Source organism: Amycolatopsis magusensis (assembly GCF_017875555.1).
In the GTDB taxonomy this organism is placed as follows: domain Bacteria; phylum Actinomycetota; class Actinomycetes; order Mycobacteriales; family Pseudonocardiaceae; genus Amycolatopsis; species Amycolatopsis magusensis.
In genome coordinates this window covers 5,024,839-5,039,995 of sequence record NZ_JAGGMS010000001.1, presented here as the reverse complement: position 1 = coordinate 5,039,995, position 15,157 = coordinate 5,024,839, and the positions used below count along the sequence as shown (strand labels likewise).

14 protein-coding genes are annotated in these 15,157 nt (G+C 72.0%); 10 read left to right on the top strand and 4 right to left on the bottom strand.

The genetic code is table 11. The features are described 5' to 3' along the window. Positions 1 to 61: 61 nt before the first annotated feature. Together JOM49_RS22500 and JOM49_RS22495 are read right to left on the bottom strand one after the other, a co-directional pair. A complete protein-coding gene (locus JOM49_RS22500; protein WP_282773147.1) occupies positions 62 to 1,471 on the bottom strand; it encodes a serine/threonine-protein kinase in 1,410 nt (469 codons plus the stop codon). A 150-nt stretch (positions 1,472 to 1,621) separates the two neighbouring features. Further along, positions 1,622 to 2,233: a LysE/ArgO family amino acid transporter gene (locus JOM49_RS22495; protein WP_209666217.1), complete on the bottom strand. Its 612-nt coding sequence runs from the start codon at positions 2,231 to 2,233 to the stop codon at positions 1,622 to 1,624. Positions 2,234 to 2,301: 68 nt separating this feature from the next. On the opposite strand from JOM49_RS22495, the gene JOM49_RS22490 reads away from it, so the two are divergent. The 3 genes from JOM49_RS22490 to JOM49_RS22480 all read left to right on the top strand — a co-directional run bounded on the left by JOM49_RS22490 (position 2,302) and on the right by JOM49_RS22480 (position 5,790). After that, on the top strand, positions 2,302 to 3,198 hold the full coding sequence (locus JOM49_RS22490) for a LysR family transcriptional regulator ArgP (protein ID WP_209666216.1): 897 nt from the start codon (positions 2,302 to 2,304) through the stop codon (positions 3,196 to 3,198). 437 nt (positions 3,199 to 3,635) lie between these two features. Then, positions 3,636 to 4,874, top strand: a complete 1,239-nt coding sequence (locus JOM49_RS22485) for a glycoside hydrolase family 27 protein (protein WP_209666215.1) — start codon at positions 3,636 to 3,638, stop codon at positions 4,872 to 4,874. A 1-nt stretch (position 4,875) separates the two neighbouring features. Then, on the top strand, positions 4,876 to 5,790 hold the full coding sequence (locus tag JOM49_RS22480; RefSeq protein ID WP_245369424.1) for a phosphotransferase: 915 nt from the start codon (positions 4,876 to 4,878) through the stop codon (positions 5,788 to 5,790). Positions 5,791 to 5,796: 6 nt separating this feature from the next. Here the strand turns inward: JOM49_RS22480 and JOM49_RS22475 are convergent, their stop codons facing one another. Then, on the bottom strand, positions 5,797 to 6,963 hold the full coding sequence (locus JOM49_RS22475) for a pyridoxal phosphate-dependent aminotransferase (RefSeq protein WP_209666214.1): 1,167 nt from the start codon (positions 6,961 to 6,963) through the stop codon (positions 5,797 to 5,799). A 196-nt stretch (positions 6,964 to 7,159) separates the two neighbouring features. Here JOM49_RS22475 and JOM49_RS22470 point away from each other — a divergent pair, with 196 nt between their 5' ends. Further along, positions 7,160 to 7,813 (top strand): DUF4142 domain-containing protein, encoded by a 654-nt coding sequence (locus tag JOM49_RS22470; RefSeq protein ID WP_209666213.1) that lies wholly within the window; start codon positions 7,160 to 7,162, stop codon positions 7,811 to 7,813. Positions 7,814 to 7,921: 108 nt separating this feature from the next. On the opposite strand, the gene JOM49_RS22465 is transcribed toward JOM49_RS22470, so the two are convergent. Next, positions 7,922 to 8,590, bottom strand: a complete 669-nt coding sequence (locus JOM49_RS22465) for a response regulator transcription factor (RefSeq protein WP_372444061.1) — start codon at positions 8,588 to 8,590, stop codon at positions 7,922 to 7,924. A 92-nt stretch (positions 8,591 to 8,682) separates the two neighbouring features. On the opposite strand from JOM49_RS22465, the gene JOM49_RS22460 reads away from it, so the two are divergent. The 6 genes from JOM49_RS22460 to JOM49_RS22435 all read left to right on the top strand — a co-directional run bounded on the left by JOM49_RS22460 (position 8,683) and on the right by JOM49_RS22435 (position 15,153). Continuing rightward, positions 8,683 to 11,097 carry a tetratricopeptide repeat protein gene (locus tag JOM49_RS22460; RefSeq protein ID WP_308158840.1) on the top strand — a complete coding sequence of 805 codons (2,415 nt, stop codon included), beginning with the start codon at positions 8,683 to 8,685 and terminating at the stop codon, positions 11,095 to 11,097. 115 nt (positions 11,098 to 11,212) lie between these two features. Further along, a complete protein-coding gene (locus JOM49_RS22455; RefSeq protein ID WP_282773141.1) occupies positions 11,213 to 11,647 on the top strand; it encodes a hypothetical protein in 435 nt (144 codons plus the stop codon). After that, on the top strand, positions 11,644 to 13,428 hold the full coding sequence (locus tag JOM49_RS43815; protein WP_209666211.1) for a WXG100 family type VII secretion target: 1,785 nt from the start codon (positions 11,644 to 11,646) through the stop codon (positions 13,426 to 13,428). Before JOM49_RS22455 ends, JOM49_RS43815 begins: the two co-directional genes overlap by 4 nt. Positions 13,429 to 13,430: 2 nt before the next feature. Then, positions 13,431 to 14,198 (top strand): ESX secretion-associated protein EspG, encoded by a 768-nt coding sequence (locus JOM49_RS22445; protein WP_209666210.1) that lies wholly within the window; start codon positions 13,431 to 13,433, stop codon positions 14,196 to 14,198. A 14-nt stretch (positions 14,199 to 14,212) separates the two neighbouring features. After that, positions 14,213 to 14,548 (top strand): type VII secretion target, encoded by a 336-nt coding sequence (locus tag JOM49_RS22440; protein ID WP_209666209.1) that lies wholly within the window; start codon positions 14,213 to 14,215, stop codon positions 14,546 to 14,548. Then, on the top strand, positions 14,545 to 15,153 hold the full coding sequence (locus JOM49_RS22435) for a YbaB/EbfC family nucleoid-associated protein (protein ID WP_209666208.1): 609 nt from the start codon (positions 14,545 to 14,547) through the stop codon (positions 15,151 to 15,153). The genes JOM49_RS22440 and JOM49_RS22435 overlap by 4 nt, the downstream gene beginning before the upstream one ends. Positions 15,154 to 15,157 lie beyond the last annotated feature (4 nt).

Sequence of the window (15,157 nt, the reverse complement as noted above, 5' to 3'; positions counted from 1 at the left end):
CGGCGCCGCAACTTTCACGCATCCGTAATGCAAACCGCCGGGGATCACCCGTTCGCGGGCATCACCGCTGGCTGTCGATGAGCCACTTCCCGCCGCTCTGCACCAGCGTGTAGGTGTGCTGTTCGCGTTCGGTCGCCCCGTTGGACCTGGTGTAGACGATGCTCACGGAGACGGTGTTGTCCCCGGTGGCGTTGACGTTGGACACCTGCACCTGGCTCATCCCGCCCCAGAACGCGGCGTAGTCGCCGTAGGTCTTGGCGCGGGCCTGCTTCATCCGGTCGGACAGCAGGCCGTAGGCGGTTTCGGTGTTCCCCGGCAGCAGGCTGTAGTAGTCGGTGACCGCCTGCTGCGGGGTCTGCTCGGGGTTGGGCGCGGGCGAGGAGGGCGGGGGCGCCGACGAACTCGGCGGGGCTGCCGAGGATTCCGGCGGGGCCGACGACGCCGGGGGCGGCGGTGGCGGGGGCGCGGCCTCCGACGTGCTCTGCGCGACCGGCGGCGGGTCCTCGGGGGTCTCGTCGCGGTTCATCAGCAGCACGGCGACCACCCCACCGGCGATCAGGACGACGATCACGCAGGCCAGCAGGATCGGGCGCAACCGGTTCCCGCCGCCGCCGCTCCCGAGTTGCGCGGGCGCGATCTGGACCGTCTTCGCCTCGGTGACCAGGGTCAGTTCCGCCGCGACGGCCGTCATTTCCGGGCGGGCGGCCGGGTCGACGTCGAGCATGCGCGACAGCAGCCCGTGCAGCGGACCGGCGTGCTCCGGCGGCGGGAACTCGCCGTTGGCCACCCGGTAGAGCAGTGCGATCTGGTTCTCGCCGACGCCGAACGGCGGAGCGCCTTCCACCGCGTGGTAGAGCGTGGCACCGAGGGAGAACACGTCGGAGCGCGAATCGGCGTCCTCGCCGCGCGCGACCTCGGGCGCGAAGTACGCCGGGGTTCCCGCGACGAAGCCGGTGGCGGTGAGCGTGCCGTCGCCCGCGGCACGGGAAATGCCGAAGTCGCTCAGCTTCGCCACCCCGTCGTCGGACAACAGCACGTTCGCGGGTTTGACGTCGCGGTGCACGATCTCGGATTCGTGCGCGGCGGCCAGCGCCGCGGCGATCTGCGCGCCGATCGCCGCCACTTCCTCGGCGCTGAGCCGTTCCCGGCGCGCGAGCACCTCGGCGAGGCTGGTGGAGGGGAGGTACTCCATCACCAGCACCGGGCGGTCGTCGTCCATCACCACGTCGAAGACGGTGATCGCGCTCGGGTGGGTCAGCCGCGCGGCGATCCGGCCCTCGCGCATCGCCCGCGCGCTCGCGTCGGCGACCACGCCGGCATTGTCCTCGCCGTGGGGCAGGATCAGCTCCTTCAGCGCCACGACCCGGTCCAGGCGCTCGTCCTCGGCCTTCCACACCACGCCCATCGCGCCGGCGCCGATCCGCTCCAGCAGCCGGTAGCGTTCCGCGATCAGGCGGTCGGTCTCGGCCACGATGGTGGTTCCTCTCGGGAAAACGGTCGGCGGGACACGACCAACCGTAGTCACCCCGGCCAGTCCTGCTCGAACCAGTGGTGCGCGGATGTTCCCGATGGGTGGCGCCCGGCCGCGACGCCCCTGGTCTTGCCCCGCCCGCGTCCGGCGTCAGGCACCGGCGACCAGCACCACCCCGAAAGTGACCATGGTCGCCGCGACCAGTCCGTCGAGCAGCCGCCAAGCCGAAGGGCGCGCGAAGAAGCCGGTGAGCAGGCGCGCGCCGAAGCCGAGCGCGGTGAACCAGCACAGGCTGGCCAGCACCGCGCCGACGCCGAACGCCCAGCGCAGGTCGCCGCGGGCCGCGGCCACGGAACCGAGCAGCAGCACGGTGTCCAGGTAGACGTGCGGGTTCAGCCAGGTCATCGCCAGGCAGGTGAGCACCGCGCGCCGCGGTGAGGCGGGCCGGTCCAGGTCGACCTGCATCCCGGACGGCCGGAACACCCGGCGCGCGGCGAGGAAGCCGTAGCACAGCAGGAATGCACCGCCGAGCAGGCCGACCACCGTGACCGCCTGCGGCCAGGCGGCGACCACCGCGCCGACCCCGGCCACGCCGAGCGCGATCAGCACCGCGTCGGACACCGCGCAGATCGCCACCACCGCGAGCACGCCGTCGCGGCGGATGCCCTGGCGCAGCACGAAGGCGTTCTGCGCGCCGATCGCGACGATCAACGACAGGCTGGTACCGAAACCGGCGGCCGCGGTCAGCAGGATTTTGCCCATGCCCCGAAGCTACGAGCCGGGGCGTCAACAGTACAGCTCAAGATTCTTACGTAACATTAGCGCTCGTGATGAGCGAACTGCCCCTGGACCAGGTGCGCACCCTGCTCGCGGTGGTCGACGAAGGCACCTTCGACGCCGCCGCGGCCGCCCTGCACGTGACGCCCTCGGCGGTCAGCCAGCGGGTCAAGGCGCTGGAGCAGCGGACCGGCCGGGTGCTGCTGTTGCGCACGAAACCGGTGCGCCCCACCGATTCCGGGCAGGTCGTGGTCCGGTTCGCGCGGCAACTGGCGCGGATCGAGCGTGACGCCAGGACCGAACTGGGCCTGGCCGACACCGGCGAACCGGCGCGGTTGTCCATCGCGGTCAACGCGGATTCGCTGGCCACCTGGTTCCTGCCCGCGCTGGCCGAGGTCCCCGAGGACCTGCGGGTCGTCTTCGAACTGCACCGCGAGGACCAGGACCACACCACCGCGTTGCTGCGCGAGGGCGTCGTGATGGCGGCGGTGACGTCCTCACCGGACCCGGTCACCGGCTGCTCGGTGCGCACGCTGGGCCGGATGCGGTACCTGCCGATGGCGAGCCCGGATTTCGCGGCCCGCCGCCTCGGCGACGGCCCCCTGCGCCAGACGCTGCCGAACGCGCCGGTGGTGCTGTTCGACCGCCGCGACGACCTGCAGGACCGGCTCACCCGCAAGCTGACGCACGGCCGGGGCGCCGGCCCGCGACGCCACTACGTGCCGTCGTCGGAGAGCTTCGTCGAAGCGGTGGCCGCCGGGCTGGGCTGGGGCATGGTGCCCACCGCGCAGGCGGAACCGCACCTGCGTGCCGGCACGCTGGTCGACCTCGCCCCGGAGCACGCGATCGACGTGCCGTTGTTCTGGCAGCAGTGGAAACTCGACTCACCCGCGCTGGCCGCCACCGCCGACGTCGTCGCCAAGGCCGCGGCCGCCGCGCTGACCCGCTGACCCGCTCAGAAGGTCCACTTCGTCGGCGAGGTCATGTCCCGGCCCCAGCCGACCACCACCTCGGGCCGGGGAGGGGAACTGGTGCCGTGAATGTGGCTTTCACGGCACATTCCGCCGTGAAAGCCACATTCACAGCACATAAGTGGGGGCGATGACACGAATGTGGCTTTGGGGGCGGATATGGCCCCCAAAGCCACATTCGTGACACGCGGGGGACCCCGAGGTGACCGGCCACCGTGCCGTCATCGCGCGGCGAAACGCGGTAGTCAGCCACGCACTCCTCCAGTAGTCCCGCGCCTCCCCCAGCCACCCGGTCCCACGGCGGCAGCGAGCCGCGCAGCGTACGCGCGGTATGCCTGAACGTCCTATTGACGCTCGTAGTTAGTTTGTTGTTGTCTTGTGTTCGTTTTTGTTGGACCTTGTCTGGAGGTGGGTTGATGATTCCGGTGAAGCGCGCCCTGCTCACGACCTTGGCGCTGCTCGCGACCGCGAGTACCACGGGCGCCGCGGCGCGGGCGGCCGAACCGGCGCCGACCCCGGCGCTGGGCTGGAACTCGTGGAACACCTTCGGCTGCGACATCAACGAGCAGCTCATCCGCGACACCGCGGACGCCATGGTCTCCTCCGGCATGGCCGCGGCCGGCTACGAATACGTGGTGATCGACGACTGCTGGTTCGACCCCGAGCGCGCCGAGGACGGCTCGCTGAGAGCGCATCCGGAACGCTTTCCCAGCGGCATGAAGGCGCTCGCCGACTACATCCACGGCAAGGGCCTGAAGTTCGGCATCTACCAGGTGCCCACCGAACTGACCTGCGCCCAGCGCGGCGGCGCCTACCCGGGCGCGACCGGCAGCCTCGGCCACGAGGCCCACGACGCGCAGACCTTCGCCGACTGGGGCGTCGACTACCTCAAGTACGACTGGTGCTCCCCCGAGGGCACGCTCGACGAGCAGATCGCCGGTTTCACCCTGATGCGCGACGCCCTGCGCGCCACCGGCCGTGACATCCTCTACAGCATCAACGCGAACAGCTACCACCCGGACAAGAACGGCGCGAAGTACGACTGGGGCGACATCGCCGACCAGTGGCGCACCACCGAGGACATCAAACCGGTGTGGCGCACCGGGAACCCGAACACCTACCCGATGGGCGTCACCGACATCATCGACGTGACCGAGCCGCTGCGCGACTGGGCGGGCCCCGGGCACTGGAACGACCCGGACATGCTCGAGGTCGGGGTCTACGACGTCGAAGGCTTCCCGGGACTGACCGACACCGAAGCCGCCGCGCACTTCAGCATGTGGGCGATGCTGGCCGCGCCGATGATCGCGGGCAACGACCTGCGGTCCATTCCGGACGGTGTGCACGGCATCCTCACCAACCGCGCGGTGCTCGCGGTGAACCAGGACGCGAAGGGCGTCGCGGCGGACCGCGTGCGCGACGACGGCGACCTCGAGGTGTGGTCCCGGCCGCTCGCCGGTGGTGACGTGGCGGTGGCCTTGTTCAACCGCTCCGCGCAGGCCGCGAAGATCAGCACCACCGCCGAGGAGGTCGGCGCGGACGACGGCCGGCTGCGGATGACCGACCTGTGGACCGGGCGGAAGTCCTTCAGCCGCGGGGAAATCTCGGCCGACGTCCCGTCGCACGGCGTCGTGCTGCTGCGGGTCCGCAGCTGACATGACCGAGCTGCCGGACTGGCTGCCGTCCTGGTGCGCCGATCAGCTGGGCGAGGAGCCGGCCGGCGTGGTGTTCGCGGTGCGGCAGATGTCGGCGGTGTACGGGCTGCGGCTGGCCGGTGGCCAGGAGGTCGTGGTGAAGGCGCGGGAGGACGACGGCCGGACAGCGTCGTGCGTCGCCGCGCAGGCACGGCTGGCGGAGCGCGGTTTCCCGTGTCCCCGGCCGCTCACGCCCGCGGTCGTCGTCGGATCGCTGGCCGTGCACGCCGAGGAGTTCCGGCCCGGCGGTGAGCCGCTGGGCGGGGACTCGCCGGCGATCGCCGCCCGGTACGCGGCGGTGTTCGCCCGGCTGATGACCGGCCTGGCCGACGTGCTCGTCCCGCCGCCACTGCCGAACCCGCGCTGGGTGCGGTGGGACCACGCGGATCCCGGGCTGTGGCCGTCGCTGCACTTCCTGGACGACCGGGACCCGGACCTGGTGCCCGAGTACATCGTGGACGCGGCCGCCCGAGTGCGTAAGCGGTTGCTGGCCGCCGATCTGCCGTGCGTGCTCGGCCACGGCGACTTCGAGAAGCAGAACCTCCGCTGGCGCAACGGTCAGGTGTGGGCCGTGCACGACTGGGACAGCCTGGCGTGGCAACCCGAGGCGGCACTGGCGGGGGCGGCGTGCGGTGCGTTCACCAGTGGCTCGCCGACGACTCTGGCCACGATCGACAGTTCGGCCGCTTTTCTGGACACCTATCAGGAACTCCGTGGCCGCCGGTTCACCGAAGAGGAGCAAGAGGTCGCGTGGGCGGCCAGCTTGTGGGTGGCCGCCCACAACGCCCGATGGGAGGCCCTGCACGGAACTCCGCCGATCTCGGTCGAGGCCGTGCGCGTGCAGGCAGCCGAACGCCTGCGCCGCGCCGGTGCCTGACCGTCCTCACGAGACGCTGCGCACCACCTCGAAGGCGCCGGTGTTCTCGCCGGAACCGCCGTGCGGCCTGGTGAACTCGGCGATGCCGGCGACGAGCCGGGCGACGTCGGCCTCCGGGCGCACCACCAGCCGCAGGAACTGGTTGCTCATCCCGAGTTTGTTGCCGCACTCCCGGATCAGGATGCCGTGGCGCGTGTACAGGTGATCACGCAGCTGCGTGCCGTCGATGCCCGCGGAAAGCTTCACCAGCAGGAAGTTCGCCTGTGACGGGAACACCGTCAGCTCGGGCATCCTGGACAGTTCCACGCCCATCAGGTAGCGGTCGCGGGCGAGCAGGTAGAGGCTTTCGCGGTACTCCTCGGCGTGCTCGGCGAGCATGAAGACCACGGTTTCGGCCAGTGAGTTGAGGTTCCACTTGGGCAGGGTCCGCCGCATCTTCCCGGCCAGCGCCGGATTCCCCACCAGGTAACCGAAGCGGATGCCGTGCAGGCCGAAGTTCTTGCCCAGGCTCTTGAGCACCACCACGTTCGGGCGGATCGCCGCCTCCACCGCGATCGACGGGCTCCGCTCCTGCTCCACGAAATCGATGAACGACTCGTCGACCACCACCAGGTCGAGATCGGCCAGTTCGTCGACGAACCGCAGCACCTCGCGACGGGGCAGGTAGTGCCCGTCGGGGTTGTTCGGGTTGCACAGCACCGCCACCCGCGACCCGCGGGCCCGGATGAACCCGGCGTAGGCGTCGAGGTCGAGCGCGAACCCGTCCTGCTCGAGCAACGGGAACATGTCCACCCGCTTGCCGGTCTCCATCGGCTGGTCGGTCCACCGGCCGAAGGTGGGGATCGGCACGGCCAAGCTCTCGCGCACCCAGAGGTGGTCGATCCAGGTGATCAGCTCGGTGGAGCCGTTGGCCATCGCCAGGGTCGCCGGATTCAGCCCCAGCACGCGGGAAAGCTGGCGGCCGATGGTCTCGGCGTCGCTGGGGTAGAACTTCAGCACCGCCTCGAGGTTGCCCGCCAGCAGGTCGAACATGGCCGGGGTCGGGAAGTACGGGTTGCACGGGATGCAGAAGTCGACCACCGGCCCGGCCTGCTCACCCGCCCGCGCCAGTTCGAAGTACGACGGACTGTGCGCGGTCTGCCCGAACAGCGACGGGTCCACCCTGTGCCGCACCTGATCACTTCCTTCTCAGTGGCCGGAGCCGGTCACCGGGGAACTACGCACCACCGGCGGGAACGGTTCAGTCCACGCCGGGCACCGGCGAATTTCGCGCGCGGAACGAACGTCCGGCGCTGGTGTCCGTTTTCCACTGTGCAGACCCCGGCAGACCCCACAGACCCCGACAGACCCCGCACGACCTGGAGGCAGCATGCGACACACCCCGCCGACGCGGTTCCGCCTGCGCACACTGGCCATCGCGATCGCCGTCGTGGCGCTGGCCGCGCTGGTGCCCGTGGTGATCTCACTGCGCAGCGGGGACACCGCGGCCAACGCGGTCACCGCCCCCGGCCAGCTCTCCGCCGCGCAGGCCGGTACCGCGGGCCCGGTCACCGAGCTGGACAAGACCTTCCTGGTCAAGGTGCGCCAGGCCGGGCTGTGGGAGATCCCGGCGGGGAGACTGGCGCAGACCAACGGGTCCAGCGAGGCGGTCAAGCGCGCCGGGCACCACCTGCTCGAAGGGCATTCACGGCTGGACCAGCTGGTCCGCGAGGACGCCGAGATCCTCGGCGTGGAACTGCCCAACGAGGCGACCGCGGAACAGCAGCAGTGGGTCGACCAGCTCAACGGCCTGCGCGGCGAGGAGTTCGACCGGTTCTTCGCGAACGTGCTCCGGTCCTCGCACGGCAAGATCTTCGCCACCATCGGCGAGGTCCGCGCCGGCACGCAGAACGACCTCATCCGCAGGCACGCGCGCGAGGCGAACCAGACCGTCCTCGATCACATGGAGGTGCTCGAGGACACCGGCCTGGTCTCCGCGGACACCCTGGCCGAAGTGGAAACCGCCGTCACCCCACCGAAATGACCGCGCCGAGGACACGGAGGTGGCTTGGCCTCCCGAAGCCACCTCCGTGTCGTGGCACACACCGCTCCGGGTGTGGCCACAAAGGACTGGCCTGGGCCGGCCGGGCCGTCAGATCAGGCCGAGGCGCAGGGCGTGTGCCACGGCGTGCGTGCGGTTGCGCAGGTCGAGGCGGGTCAGCAGCCCGTGCAGGATGTTCTTCACCGTCCGCTCCGAGTACGCCATCTCCGCGGCGATCTCCGCGGTGTCGCGCCCCTCGGCGAGCAGGCGCAGCACGTCGGTCTCCCGGCGGGACAGGCCACTCAGCGTCAGGTCGCGGGGTTCGAGCACCTCGCGCTGCAGCCGCGTCACCCCTTTGAGCAACTCGCCGAGCTGTTCGGCGGGCAGCGCGCCACGGCCCTGGTAGGCGTCGTTGATCGCGTGCAGCAGCCGCGCGGTGGTCGCCTCCTGGCGGGGCAGCAGCACCGCCAGGCCGTGTTCGACCGCGGTCAGCAGTTCGGCGGGCCGGGGATCGTCGGCGACCAGCACCACCCGCGCCCGCGGGTCGATCCCGGCGAGCACCTCGTGCAGTTTCCGGGTGCCGTCCGGCACCGCGACGACCACGTCGGCCTGGGCGTCCACCAAGTGGACACCGGGCTTGGCCTTCAGTTCACCGGAAACCCCGGCCAGGACGAACGGATCCGCGGCGAGCACCGTCACCCGGACCGGTGACGGAACCGCGCGCAGGGCCGGTTTCCCAGGCGGAGCGGGGATTCGGCTGGTGGGCAAACTCGAGGTCACCACCCTAGTCAAGCGGCTAGCACACCGGCAGACCAGGCGGAACAACCGGCAGCTTTTCGCGCTCGCCAATTCTGCCGGTTAAATGGACCGTGGTGAACGACGGACAGCGAACCGACGAAGCGGCCTTCGGCGCGCTCCTGCTCCGCCACCGCCGCGCGGCCGGGCTCACCCAGGCCGACCTGGCGGAGAACTCGGGCGTGAGCATCCGCGCGCTGAGCGACCTGGAACGCGGGCGTGCCCTAGGGGCACAGCGGCGCTCCGCGACCGCGCTCGCCGACGCGCTCGGCCTCGTCGGCGGAGACCGGCAGGAGTTCCTCGAAGCCGCGCGCCTCGGCCGCCGACGCACACCGAAATCCGAGGAGGAGAGCGACAGCGCGCCATCGGTCACGCTGCCGCCGTCCGTGCCGGATCTGCTCGGCCGCGAAGGCGAACTGGCGAAACTGCACCGGGAAGCGGTGTCCGACGCGGCGGGCGGCGTGGTGGTGTCCGTGGTCGGGCACCCCGGCGTCGGCAAGACCGCGCTGGCGGTCACCGCGGCGCACCAGTTGCGCCCGCAGTTCCCCGACGGCGCGTTCGCGCTGGACCTGCGCGGCATGGACGAGGAGCCGACCAGCCCGCGCACCGCGCTCACCCAGTTGCTGCGCGCGCTGAACGTGCCCCCGCAGCAGATCCCGATGACCGTGCCCGAGCAGAGCTCGTTGTTCCGCTCGCTGCTCACCGGCCGCCGCATCCTGCTGCTGCTCGACAACGCCGCCGACGAGGCGCAGGTGCGCCCGCTGCTCGCGGCCTCCCCCGGCTGCCTGACGCTGATCACCTGCCGCAGCGCGCTCGCCGGGCTGGAATCGGCGCGCTGGCTGTGGCTCGAGCCACTGGTCGACCTCGGCGCGGTCGAACTGCTCACCGCGATCGCCGGGGAAGCCAGGGTCCGCGCCGAACCGCGGGCCACCGCGGAACTGGTGGCGTTGTGCGGAAATCTGCCCCTGGCCGTGCGGATCGCGGGCAACCGGCTGGCCAGCCGCCCGCACTGGACGATCGCCTACCTGACCACCCAGCTGCGCAACGAGCGCACGCGGCTGAGTTCGCTGTCGGCGGGCGATCTGCAAGTGCGTTCCGCCTTCGAGATGTCACATCGGCGCCTTTCCCCCGCCGCCCGCCTGGTCTTCCGCAGGCTCGCGATCGTGCCCGGCCCGGACTTCGGCAGCGAACTGGCCGCGGTGGCCACCGGCATGGCCGAAGCCGACGTGCAGATCCACGCCGACGAACTGGTCGACGCCAACCTGCTGCAGGCGGCCGCCGCGCCGGGCCGGTACCAGTTCCACGACCTCATCCGGATCTTCGCGGTGGAACGCCTGGAAGCCGAGGAGAAGCCCGGCGACCGCGATCGCCACCGGCGCACCATGCTCGACCACCTGCTGCACACCGCGACCGAAGCCGGTCGCGCCTTCATGCCGGACGCGCTGGTCGCCCCGACCCACGCCGCGCGCCGGTTCGACACGCGCGAAGGCGCGGGCGCCTGGCTGGACGTCGAAGCGGGCAACTGGCTCGCGGCCCACCGCGAAGCGCCGGGGGAAGGCCTGCACCGCGAAGTGGTCGACCTCGCACGCGCCCTGCACTGGTACTCCGACGGCCGGACCCAGCAACGGCCGTGGGACGAGATCTTCCAGCGCGGCGTGGATTCCGCTCGCGCGCTGCGCAACCAGCTCGACGAGGCGGTGCTGCTGAACTTCGTCGGCTGGGCGCGGTACTTCTGCTTCGGCGACAACGACGGCGGGCTGTCCGCGCACAACGAGGCGCTGGCGGTGGCCATCGAAATCGGCGACAAGTCCGAGCAGGCGTGGGCGCTGGGTTACCGGGGCTCGGTGCTGATGCGGCTGGGCAGGCTGGACGAAGCGCTCGAGAGCGTGCGCCGCGCGGTCGAACTGTCCGAAGTGCTCGGTTTCTGGACCGGCGAGGGCACCATCCGCAACGCGCTCGGGCGCATCCTGCGGGTCCACGGCAAGCACGAGGAATCGCTCGGCGTGCACCGCGGGGTGCTCGCCGACGCCGACGCCAGGCAGGCCGAAGCCAACCCGGACACCCGGCGGTTCCTGCGCTCGGTCACCCTGCTCGACATCGGCGGCACGCTGCTGGCCATGCGCGACTGGCAGGAGGCGGCGAGGACGCTGCGCGAGGCGCGGGGGTACTTCGAGGCGTCCGGCTTCCGCATCGAGGAGGCCGACACCGCGCTGCACGAGGGCATAGCCCGCCGCGAGGCCGGCGAGTACAAGCTGGCCCGCGAGTGCTTCACGCTGGCGCTGAGCGTGTTCACCGGGGTGGCGAACCGCTGGAAGCGCGCGAACACCCTGGCCGAGCTGATCACCATGCTGGAGCTGATGGGCGATCCCACGGCCGACGAGTACCGGGCGGGCGCGCTCGCGCTGTGTGCCGAGCTCAAGACCGCTGCGGCGGCCGAACTGGCCGCCCGGCTGCGCCACGAAACGAGCCACGGAACCAGCCCCGAGGGGTGAGTGGGCAGCACCCGGTGTCGGATCGGGCAGCACCGGCCGCGCCCGGCTGAACCCGGCCGCCATCTCGGGTTGACTCGCGGGGAAACGACACGGTCGATCTCAGGGAGCCCCAACGGTGGCCGAGGAAGAACCAGTTGCTGCGCAGCGGCTGATGCCCACCCAGGCGACGGTCGTCGCGCTCGCCGCCCGCGTGGAGGGACTCCGGGAGCAGGTGGCTTCCGGCGACCTCGCGGTGGACCCCGCGATCGGCGAGGAGATCCGCCGGATGCTCACCGAGCAGATGGACCAGGTCGAGGTGTGGCTGCGCCGCTCCATCGACCTGGCCCGGCAGGCGCCGCTGGGGCAGAACCCGGTCGCCGAGGCGATGGCGGGCAAGTTCCAGCAGCGGGCCGGTGACGCCGACTCCGCCCTCGCCGGCGTCCTGGTCCCCTACCGCGAACTGCTGGCCAAGGCCCACGAGACGGTGGGCGTGGCGATGCAGCGCTACGGCGACTTCGAAGGTCACTCGACCAACCTGCTCCGCAACGCGAACGGGGAGACCAACGCGTGAACGACGACCAGCCGGACCCCGCCGACCTCGCGCTGACGCAGACGCAGAACTGGCGCTCGCGCAGCCACCGCGAGCTGTACGAGTCGGTCCACCTGAACAACGACCCCGGCCAGGTCGGCCAGCTCGGCCAGGAGTGGACCGGCATCGGCGCGGAGATGAGCGAGCACTCGCGCCGCATGGGCGAGCGCATCCGCTCCACCGAGAGCGGCTGGCGCGGCAACGGCGCGGACTCGGCCAGGGAGTCGGTGCTGGAGCTGGTGCAGTGGTCCGGCAACGCCGCGACCACCGCCGAGGAGGTCGGCCGCCGCATCGGTGAGCAGGGCCGGATCATGGAGAACGCCCGCTCGGCGATGCCCGAGCCGGTGGAGTTCGACTGGCAGGCGATGGTCACCAACGGCTTCGCCACCGGCGGGCTGGCCGGGTTCGCCGCCGCCGTGCAGGACGTGCGGGTCAAGAGCGACCAGGCCAACGCCGCGCACGAGCAGGCCGTCACGGTGATGTCGCAGATGGAGACCGCTTCGCGCGAGGTCGACTCCGGCACGCCGCGGTTCGTGGCGCCGGTCACCAAGGCGACGCCGATGATGGCGGCGAGCCGTCCGATGAACTCGGTCGAGAACATGGACGCCGCCGGTGGCGGCGGGGGCGCGGGCGGCGGTGCCGGTGCACCGGGCAGCCAGCAGGACGTGCTGCAGCGGGCCCAGCAGGGCACCTCGCCACTCCAGCCGTTCCAGACCGCCCAGCCGCTGGCCGACACCACGACCACGGCGGGCTTCACCGGTCCCGGCGGGCCCGGTGGCTCGCCCCAGATGCCCGGGATGCCGAACGTGGGCTCCCCCGCGGCGGCGGGCCTGCCCGGCGGTGGCCCCGGTGGCGGCCCGGGCGCGCCCGGCATGCCGCAGCTGCCGGGTGGCATGCCCGGCGGTGTCCCGGGTGGTATTCCCGGTGGCGGCGGTCCCGGTGGTGCCGGGTTCTCCCCCAACTCGATGCCGCGCCAGGACACCACCCGCGCGCAGAACGCCCCCAGTTTCACCATGCCGAACACCCCGGGTGGCGGTGCGCCCGACATGGGCACCAACCCCAGCGGCTTCCGCGGTGGCACGCCGCCGCAGAGCACGCCCCCGAACTTCTCCATGCCGAACCTGCCCGGCGGCAAGACCGGCGGTGGCGGCGGGGTCGAGGACACCATCCGCCAGAACCGCTACCAGCCACCGCCGAAGATGCCCGACTACCAGGGCCCCGGCGGTACCCAGTACGGCGGCGGCACCGGTCCCAACCCGGGCGCCGGTGGCCCGAACCGCCCCGGCGTGAACCCCCCGCAGGTGCCGCGCTTCTCCATGCCCCCCGGCCCGGGTGTCGGCGGCATGGGCGGCTTCGGCGGCGGTGGTGGTGGAGGCGGCGGCGCGGCCGGTGGCTTCGGCCCGGGCAGCGGTGGTGCCGGTGGCGGTGCCGCCGGGTTCGGCCCGGGTGGCGGCGGCTCGGGTGCCGCCGGTGGCGGTTACGGCCCGCAGGGTCCCGGCGCCTCGACCGGCGCGGGCACCGGTGCCGGCCGGATGCCCGCCGAGGGCTTCGGCCCGCGCGGCACCGCCGCCGGGGCGGGCGCGGCGGGCATGGGTGGCGCGATGGGCGGCGGCATGGGTGCCGCCGGCGGTCGTGGCCAGGGCGAAGAGGACAAGGAACGGCGCTCGGCCGCCTACATCCAGGGCGAGGAGATCTTCCAGGTGCCGGGTGAGGACCTGCCGCCGCCGGTGATCGGCGCCCGCAAGCAGAAGAAGCCGGAGTAACCGTGAACACCCCTGACTTCGTGCTCTCCGCGCACGAGTTCGACATCGTGTGGGGCGAGCTGGACCTCGGCCGGATGCCGTACCCGCTGGACGTCCCGAGCACCGGGCGCACGCTCGAGCAGCGCGCTCAGCTGGCCGCCGAGGTCTACCGCGAACTCGGCGACCGCGGGCTCGCCCGCGGCCAGCGGGTGGACGCGGACCTGGAGGCGCTGCTGCTCGTGCTCGCGCACTACGACGTGGCCGTGGACGCCATCGGGCACATCGGCTACCCGGTGCGCGCGCTGGCCGCCGCCCGCGGTGCCAACGCGGTGCTGGCCGTGCTGGCCGGTGGTGAACTGTGGTTGCGGGAGATCCGGCCGACCGCGCTCGCCCGGTCCATCGTGGAGGTGCTGCCCGACGGCAACGCCGGTCCCGGGCAGGCGATGTCCCTGCCGTACCAGGCACTCGCCGAAGCGGCCGAACCGCAGGAGGACGAGGACGACCCGTACGGCGGCGACCTCGACGAGCGGATCGTGCTCAGCCGCGCGGGGGTGTCCCGCAACGACGCCGGAGCGCTGCTGGAACTGGCGAACAACCGGCGCGCCGGCGGTCAGCTCGGCGTGACCATCGGCGGCAGGCGCACCGAGCGGCTGCCCACGCTGGTCACCTGGTTCGACACGCACCAGGGCCGCTACCTGATGGTGCGCGAGGACTCGTGGCTGAGCATCGCGCCCGCCGACAACGAACGCATCGAGCAGCGCGTGGCCACAGTGCTGGCCGGCGCGCGCTGAGGGGAGGGGCAACCATGGCCTACGAGGTCGAGCCCGAGGATCTGATCGCACACGCGAGTCACCTCGACGGCATCACCGATCGGCTGAACACCGCGCTGGACGCCGCGCACACGGTGAGCATGGACGACAGCGCCTACGGGCTGCTCTGCTCGTTCCTGCCGCCGATCGTGAACCCGATGGAGGAGAAGGGGATCGAGGCGCTCAACGCCGCGGTCGAGGGGGTCACCACCACCGCGGGCAACGTGCGCACCGCCGCAGACTCCTACCGCGAGACCGACCGCTCGCACGTCAAGCCGCTCACCCAGTTCCGCCAGGACGCCGAAGCTACGAAGGTGGTACAGCTGCCATGACCAACGGACTCGGGGCCATCGGCCGCGACCCCGCCGAGGTGGAGGCCCGCATCGACCAGTGGGCGCAGGGCTTCGCCGACAAGGCGCAGCGCTACCAGGCGGCCCAGGCGCAGGTGGAGCAGATCCGGACCAGCGCGAGCAGCCCGGACGGCACCGTGCGGGTGACCGTGCGCGCCGACGGCAGCGTCACCGACCTGCAGTTCAGCGAGCGCATCCGGCAGATCGCGCCGTCGGAGCTCTCGGCGATGGTGCTGCGCACGATGCAGACCGCGCAGTCCCAGGTGGTCGGCCAGGTCGGGGAGACCATGCAGGCCGAACTCGGGGACGAGGACCAGCAGACCCGCTCGCTGATGATGGAGGAGCTGCGGTCGCGGTTCCCCGAGCCGGAACCCGAGGGCGAAGAAGCGGCCGGGGCGGTGTCCGAGAAGTGGGACTACGACGACCGCGACGACACCCCGCCGCCGCCCCCTCCGGCGGCCACTCCGCCGCCCGCGCCCCCGGCACCGCCGGCTCCGCCCGCCGCGGGGCCGACCCGGCGGCCGAACCGCCGTCCCGAGGACGGCGACGACGACATCGATCCCGATTTCGACCCGCTGCGTGACTGACTGA

Coding starts and splice junctions, on each gene's coding strand:
- JOM49_RS22495 (WP_209666217.1), bottom strand. CDS start 2,233: ATGGGCAAAATCCTGCTGACCGCGGCCGCCGGTTTCGGTACCAGCCTG.
- JOM49_RS22490 (WP_209666216.1), top strand. CDS start 2,302: ATGAGCGAACTGCCCCTGGACCAGGTGCGCACCCTGCTCGCGGTGGTC.
- JOM49_RS22485 (WP_209666215.1), top strand. CDS start 3,636: ATGATTCCGGTGAAGCGCGCCCTGCTCACGACCTTGGCGCTGCTCGCG.
- JOM49_RS22480 (WP_245369424.1), top strand. CDS start 4,876: ATGACCGAGCTGCCGGACTGGCTGCCGTCCTGGTGCGCCGATCAGCTG.
- JOM49_RS22470 (WP_209666213.1), top strand. CDS start 7,160: ATGCGACACACCCCGCCGACGCGGTTCCGCCTGCGCACACTGGCCATC.
- JOM49_RS22440 (WP_209666209.1), top strand. CDS start 14,213: ATGGCCTACGAGGTCGAGCCCGAGGATCTGATCGCACACGCGAGTCAC.
- JOM49_RS22435 (WP_209666208.1), top strand. CDS start 14,545: ATGACCAACGGACTCGGGGCCATCGGCCGCGACCCCGCCGAGGTGGAG.